Source organism: Microcystis sp. M53598_WE2 (genome assembly GCF_030067735.1).
GTDB classification, from domain to species: domain Bacteria; phylum Cyanobacteriota; class Cyanobacteriia; order Cyanobacteriales; family Microcystaceae; genus Microcystis; species Microcystis aeruginosa.
Genome location: NZ_JASJFE010000729.1, coordinates 1 through 6,743, shown reverse-complemented (window position 1 = coordinate 6,743; position 6,743 = coordinate 1). Strand labels below are relative to the sequence as shown.

The 6,743-nt window shown below is 42.1% G+C and carries 6 protein-coding genes; 2 read left to right on the top strand and 4 right to left on the bottom strand.

Annotated features, from left to right (window positions below; all coding sequences use genetic code 11):
- On the bottom strand, positions 1 to 1,523 hold a 1,523-nt coding region (locus PX636_RS14840; protein WP_288117687.1), incomplete at its 3' end, for a hypothetical protein.
- Between the two features lie 212 nt (positions 1,524 to 1,735).
- On the opposite strand from PX636_RS14840, the gene PX636_RS14835 reads away from it, so the two are divergent.
- On the top strand, positions 1,736 to 2,227 hold the full coding sequence (locus PX636_RS14835) for a hypothetical protein (protein WP_288117686.1): 492 nt from the start codon (positions 1,736 to 1,738) through the stop codon (positions 2,225 to 2,227).
- Here the strand turns inward: PX636_RS14835 and PX636_RS14830 are convergent.
- From PX636_RS14830 to PX636_RS14820, 3 genes are all read right to left on the bottom strand, one after another.
- Positions 2,224 to 3,258, bottom strand: coding sequence for a M42 family metallopeptidase (locus PX636_RS14830; protein WP_288117685.1), 1,035 nt, complete (start codon positions 3,256 to 3,258; stop codon positions 2,224 to 2,226). The two genes, PX636_RS14835 and PX636_RS14830, sit on opposite strands and share 4 nt — an antisense overlap.
- Positions 3,259 to 3,372: 114 nt before the next feature.
- Positions 3,373 to 4,710 (bottom strand): helix-hairpin-helix domain-containing protein, encoded by a 1,338-nt coding sequence (locus PX636_RS14825; protein ID WP_012266558.1) that lies wholly within the window; start codon positions 4,708 to 4,710, stop codon positions 3,373 to 3,375.
- 502 nt (positions 4,711 to 5,212) lie between these two features.
- Positions 5,213 to 6,031 (bottom strand): carbon-nitrogen hydrolase family protein, encoded by an 819-nt coding sequence (locus tag PX636_RS14820; protein WP_288117684.1) that lies wholly within the window; start codon positions 6,029 to 6,031, stop codon positions 5,213 to 5,215.
- An 86-nt stretch (positions 6,032 to 6,117) separates the two neighbouring features.
- On the opposite strand from PX636_RS14820, the gene PX636_RS14815 reads away from it, so the two are divergent.
- Positions 6,118 to 6,743, top strand: a 626-nt coding sequence (locus PX636_RS14815; RefSeq protein ID WP_288117683.1) for an HAD-IB family phosphatase, incomplete at its 3' end; no start/stop codon positions are given.

The window sequence follows — 6,743 nt, the reverse complement described above, 5'->3', positions numbered from 1 at the left end:
TCATCTTCCAATTTATCGCTGATTTCCGGCAGTTTTAGCAATATTCCAGCGAATAACCAATAGTAAACAGAAACAGGCTCGACGGAGAGAGGATAATAGTAGGGGTTATAGCTAATAAAAAGTATAAAAATCCAGATACAGAGACCCCAATGCTTTAAAGCAGCATTTTTTACTTTTAAATAGGCTTTAAAGGTGAGAATACAGAGAATTGTCACCAGTGCCATAAAAGCGATAAAACCGACGATACCGATTTCGTAGAGGAGTTTAGCGTAGTAGGTCTCAATTAGTCTTATCGCCTCTTCTCCCACTATATGACGAGCGCCACTGGTGGCTTTGCCTAAACCAAAACCAAAAAGCTGTAAATATCTTAAGGCCCACTGGATTTGATTGACTACAAAGTCAATGGGAGATGAATATAGCCAGCGATCGATAAAATTTAGCCCTCTTTCCTGAACAAAGGGATTTAACGTCACCGCAAGCAAGGAAATCAGCCCCAAGATTCCCAATTTTAATGGTAACTTTTGTTTATGTTTGCTAGTAGCAATAAAAAGAACCAAGTAAAACAAAGGTACTAGCAAGAAAGGTAATCTTTGTCCAGAAACCAGAGTCGCAAGGAAGACTAAAACCATTGCCACCCAACCAGCGACGCGCCATCTTTTTTGTGGATCACTAAAACTGGCGGCGTAACTGATGACGCTACTAGATACTAAAAACCAACCCCATTGCCAAGGATCGGAAAATGTGCCGGGGAGACGAATTAAGCCTCGATCGGGATTATACAACACCGAACCGCCGACAAAACATTGAGCTTTCAGGCTGGCTTTGTCGGTAATATCCGGATAAAATTGGCTGTCGGATTTTGGGGCAAGAACTTCCAGTTGATTGAGGAATTCATTATCGGGACAGATACCTTGGAGGAGTAAGAAGTATTGAATTAGAGCTAAAACGCAACAGACTAGGATCATCACGATTAAAAGCCGATTAACCACGAATAAATCCCGTTTTTCCTTGATTAGATAGTAGCCACAGAGAACCAGGGGAATATAACCGAGGAGGGTTTTTAATCCTACAATTCCCACAGCAATTGCTCCTTGGGGCAGATTGACAAAAAGAAAAGTTATCAAGCTGATGGCAAGTAAAATTGAAGCCGCGAGGAGAAAAGGCTTGATTTGAGGGCTTAATTGCTTAAAAGTTTTGGTTTTAAGTAAAATTGCCGCTAAAGCTGGGAAATAAAAGGCATCCTTGGCGATTTTGTAGAGAGCATAGGATGGCTCTTCACCAATAAAGTTGCCCTTTACCTGAAAAACTCTCGCCACGGCAAAAGTGACGGTACTACTCAGGGGAAGATAGATGATTAGGGCTAATAATCCTAGACGGGGATGGATAAAAGAAGCGACCATGGCAGGAACTGCGAAAATTCCCAACAAGGCGGCTTTTTTGTCCAATACAATCCCTAAAACTAGACTAATTATTATGGTAGAGATCGCTAGTATATTTAGTAAGAGATAGTTCCTCTCTTTCATATTGTGCAGCTTTGAGCAGGTTTAGGAGAAAGTGTACCGGATTTTTGCCGAGATTCTCATTCTCAATGGGGAAGTGGGGAGCTTTTCAGTCATCAGTTTACCGATAACTGAAAAGCTGATCACTGATTCAAGGCTGATGGCCGAGAGTTTCCTTTTGCTTCTTAGCTTTTGCTATACTTGTGTAAAATTTTATTTATCTCGATCTTGACTCCGTGGCCGAAAATCCTTCTTTTCAAGACCTTTATCAAGCTGGCATCAGTGCCTTTGAGCGTGGACAATATCGTCTTAGTATCCAGCAATTAAATGCGGCTTTAGCCTTAATTTCCTTAGGATCCCGAGCAGGGGGTGAGATTCAAATTTGGTTAATTTCTGCCCATCAAGGGTTGGGAGAGGGGGAGAAAGCTAGTGAAATCTGTAAGCAACTTATTACCCATCCTATCTATCAAATTCGCGAACAGGCCAAGCGTCTGCTTTATATTATCGAAGCTCCCCGTCTCAAACGCCCAGATGAGTGGATGACGAAGATTCCCGATTTAGAGAAACTTCCCGATAGCGCACCGCAATTTAAAAAGGGGACAAATAAACAGAAAAAAGAAGAATCCCCCGCACCCATGCAGTTAGAGCAGCATAAAAATACTGTTTTTAGCGGACTGGCGATCGCTGTTGTTCTATTGATGCTCTGGTTTTTTGCTAAAAATGGTTAAATTAGTTGACAATAAGCTTCTAATATGCTAATGCAGTTAGCTATGGCTCCTAAATGGGCGATTTCATAACCGTGGGTGTTTTGGGTGGGAAAACCTAAGCAAGCGGCCTTAGCTATATGACCGAATTTCATAGCAATGGAGGCATCGCTACCAAAACCACTAATAATGGCTAATTGTAGGGGGATTCCCGCCTTTTCAGCCGCTATTCTCAATTCTTGATTTAATTGCTCATCATAGATACCGTAACCATCCTGAGACAATAACACAGGACTGCTACCATCCTTAATCGGATATTCAGGAGCGAGGGGACAGATTTCTAGGGCAATTAAAGCATCTAAGCGGTTATTTGCGGTAAAAAATAAGGCCCCTAAGGCTCCTACCTCCTCCTTAGCTGAGGCAACCAGATATATATCCACTGCGGGGTTAATTACTCTGGCTGCTAATGCCAAAAGAATCGCCACGGAAGCTTTATTATCGAGGGTATAACTGGCAATGTAGTCTTTTAGTCGCAAGGGTTGTTTTCGGTGTTTTCCCACCACGACTCGACTACCGACGCGCACCCCGCAAGCGTCTAATTCTTCTGGAGTCAATTTCGTCTCTATCCATGCGGATTCCCAGGTGACGGGAGTGTTTTCCTGCTGCACTTTTTGCGGGGATTGATGGGAAATATGACGGGAACCAAAGGAGAGAATCCCCGATCTGGTTTCTTTATCACCGATAATATCCACCACTCCCTCTCCGTAAATCCAAGGAAAAGCTCCCCCGAGTTGGCGAATTTGCAGAGTACCATCGGGATTAATTACTTTGATAATAGCACCAATTTCGTCTTTATGACCAGTAATAGCCATTTTTTTGGTCGAATCTCGTCCTCTAATTTTGCCGATGACATTTCCCGCTTGATCTTGCCATGTTTCTAATCCTAACTCTTGAAAGCGTTCTAGTAAAAAGCGATCGATTTCCGTTTCCATTCCACTAGGAGAATGATGGAGGACAAGAGTAGCAATAGTGTCAAAGAGGTGATCAAAATCCATATTTGTCTTGATTTGTGGGTCGAAAGAGAATTATTATCGAAACAGGAAATCGAAAAGGTTTTACAGGAACAATATTGGCGCAGCCATGGCTCTTGGGTGATTGCCAGTTAGCATTTAATGATTAATCAGAGGTGCAGAATTAGCCAGAAAACCGGCAACTTTTAGAGACTCTACCACCGAATTGTCATCCTCTACCCAATAGTTTTGTCCTAAACGTACAAATTGACGCTGAGTTCCCGCACCAATGGTGGCAATAACGGGAACTTTTGCCTTTTGTTTGTCTCCCGATTGCAGAATACTTTTAAGAAGATTTTGACGATTTTGGTTGACGACATCTTGCAGCGATAAATTAACCATCACCATTTTAATGGTTTCGATCGGTTCCGCATCTTCGATAATTAATTGTACCCGATCATCTCGGCGATCAACTTTTCCCCACACCATTAAAGTTGCTTCCTCCACTAATAATTTTTGCAGACGTTCGTAGCTATCGGAAAAAATCACCGCTTCCGATTGTCCCGAGGCATCTTCTAGGGTTAAAAAAGCCATGGGAGTCCCTTTTTTGGTCATAATTTTCTTGACGGCATTTAATAGGACAATTGCACTAACTTTTTTTCTGGTTTTGTGTTCTTCTAAGTCAGCTAAATTGATAGGAGATAGGACTTGAGCGGCTCTTTGTAAAGCTTTTAAAGGATGTTCGGAAACATAAAAACCTAAATGTTCTTTTTCCAGTTTTAACTTTTCCTGTAGGGAAAAATCTTCTACTGCGGTTGCACTGGGAGACTGTTCAAACTCGGATTCTTGTTTATTTTCTGTGCTACCTCCTAGCATATCAAAAATATTCATTTGACCACTTTCTTTCTCTTTGGTGCGTTTTTGCGCCCAAGCAACTACTAATTCTAAATCTTCAATTAATTGATGGCGATTAGGTTGAATTTTATCAAAAGCACCACAATAAATTAGCGTTTCTAAAGCTCTTTTGTTGATTACTCGTAAATCAACACGCTCGCAAAAATCCCCTAAGGAAGTAAACTTTCCTCCCGTTGCTTCCCGGGCTTTTAAAATAGCCTCGATCGCATTTTCTCCCAGATTTCTAACTGCGGACAAACCAAAGAGAATTTTGCGCCCAATCGGGGTAAAATGTTTTTGCGAGCGATTGATGTCGGGAGGTTCGACATCGATATTCATTTTCTGACAGTTTTCTCGATACTTTTCCACCTTATCCTGATTATCGCTACTAGCAGTTAGTAACGCTGTCATATATTCCACAGGATAATTAGCTTTTAAATAAGCAGTTTGATAGGTGACGTAAGCGTAGGCAGTGGAGTGAGATTTATTAAAACAATTGGAGGCAATTAACCCGTTGCCCAGCAAAAAATTATGATCTTTCTCCACACCAATATCGTAAACGGGTTTTCTTCCCAAGGATTGACGACCGATAATTTTAACCATATTAGTAACTCAACTCTCCAGAGATTTTGGCAACGGTGCTAATAGAAATATAGCATTTCTTTGTTCCCTCATGCTGCCAAGATAAAAAAATCACCATATTAATAATAACTAAAGTGTATATTCTACCTACAATAGGTTACGATCAAATTAAACAACATCATCGAAAATTTTGGGCTGAAACCCCGCCGTTTTAGGTTGGCTTTAAGGTTCTTAGTTACTTAGTATGGTTCGATCGGGGGGCATAAATAGACTAAATCCTTATCTGGCAAGAGATTTAATTGATTAGTTCGCTCTAGATCGAAAACAATTAACAAAAATCGCCAAATGTCTTTCTCTATAAGAGTTTAATTCCTTATAACCCTGTACATTGCATAAGACAAACCGAAGAACCCTAATTAGGTTTTGGATTCGGCCCTTGTTATCAGGGAGCAATGTTACGGGAAAAAACCGAGTTAAATCCCAAAATTAGGCGTTTTTATCAACAAAATTGTCGAATCGAATTTTAAACAAAAACACGATGCTGCAGGGAAGGCATTTGTCGTCGCACCTGTTGCAGACGTTGGGGATTAATTTCGGCAATTGCCACTCCCGCTTCTTCCCCCGCGTCGGCTAAAACCACACCCCAAGGATCGATAATCATAGCGTGACCGTGGGTGTGACGGCGTTCGTAATTATTGCCCGTTTGAGCGGGAGCTATTATATAACAAGTATTCTCGATCGCTCGCGCTTGTAACAAAACTTTCCAATGATCTTTCCCTGTAAAAGCTGTAAACGCCGCAGGTACAAATAAAACATCGGCTCCTTGCTGCGATAAATAGCGATAGAGTTCGGGAAAACGCACATCATAGCAAATCGAGAGGCCAATTTTGCCCAAGCTATCGGAGCCATAAATCGGCGGTAAATCGATCCCTGCCATGACTGTACTCGATTCCTGATAGGTGTTACCATCCGGGACATTGACATCAAAGAGATGGACTTTTTGATAACGGGCTAATTCCGCACCGTTGGCATCAACTAAAATAGCGGTGTTATAAGCCTTATCGGGAATACCCGTCACCGGCACGGGAAAACCACCCCCTAAAATAGTTACTTGAAACCGTTGGGCCATGGTGCGGAGGAATTTATCGGCTTTGAGAGCAATAGTCTCGGACTGGGCGATTTTATCGCTTTCTGCCCCCATAAAGGCGAAATTTTCTGGTAAACCGATTAATTCCGCCCCTTTACCCACGGCAAGTTCGATCAACTCTTCAGCGGCAGCGAGATTTTTCTCTAAATCCGGCTGACTGGTCATTTGAATGGCGGCGGCGAGATAGGATTTCATGGGGGTTGAAGCTCTAGAGTCGGATAATCTCTGTAAAATTAATCATAACCTTCGATTATATCCAATTTCAGATATTTTGTCACCCCATGAGTAAAATTGTTTTCTGTGACTTTGATGGCACTATCACCGCCGTGGAAACTTTTGCGGGTATGCTCAAAGAATTCGCCCCCGATTTATCGGCCCAAATTATGCCCCAAATGTACGCTCGCACTCTGACTCTGCGCCGGGGTGTTCGTCAACTGCTAGAGTCGATACCGAGCCAAAAATACGCCGATATTCTCGCCTATGCCGAAAGCAAGCCAATTCGCCCCGGATTAGCCGAATTCCTCGCTTTTTTACAGGAGCAATCCATCCCTTTTATTATTATCTCCGGTGGCATCCAAGGCATGATTGAAACGGTCTTAAAACGGGAGGGACTATTAGATAAGGTGACGGCAATTTATGGGGTCAATCTTCATACTCAAGGGGAATATTTGCAAGTTCATTCCGATTGGGAAAATGAGACGGAATTAGTGGCTAAAGCCTTGATTATGGCTAAATATTCGGGAGTAGAAACTATTGCGATCGGTGATTCCGTTACCGATATTACCATGGCTAGAAGGGCCGATCTAGTTTTTGCTAGGGATCGTTTAATCGATTATCTGCAAGCGGAAAATCAACCCTATATTCCTTGGGATAACTTTTTTGAGATTCGCGAATATCTGTTATTGAG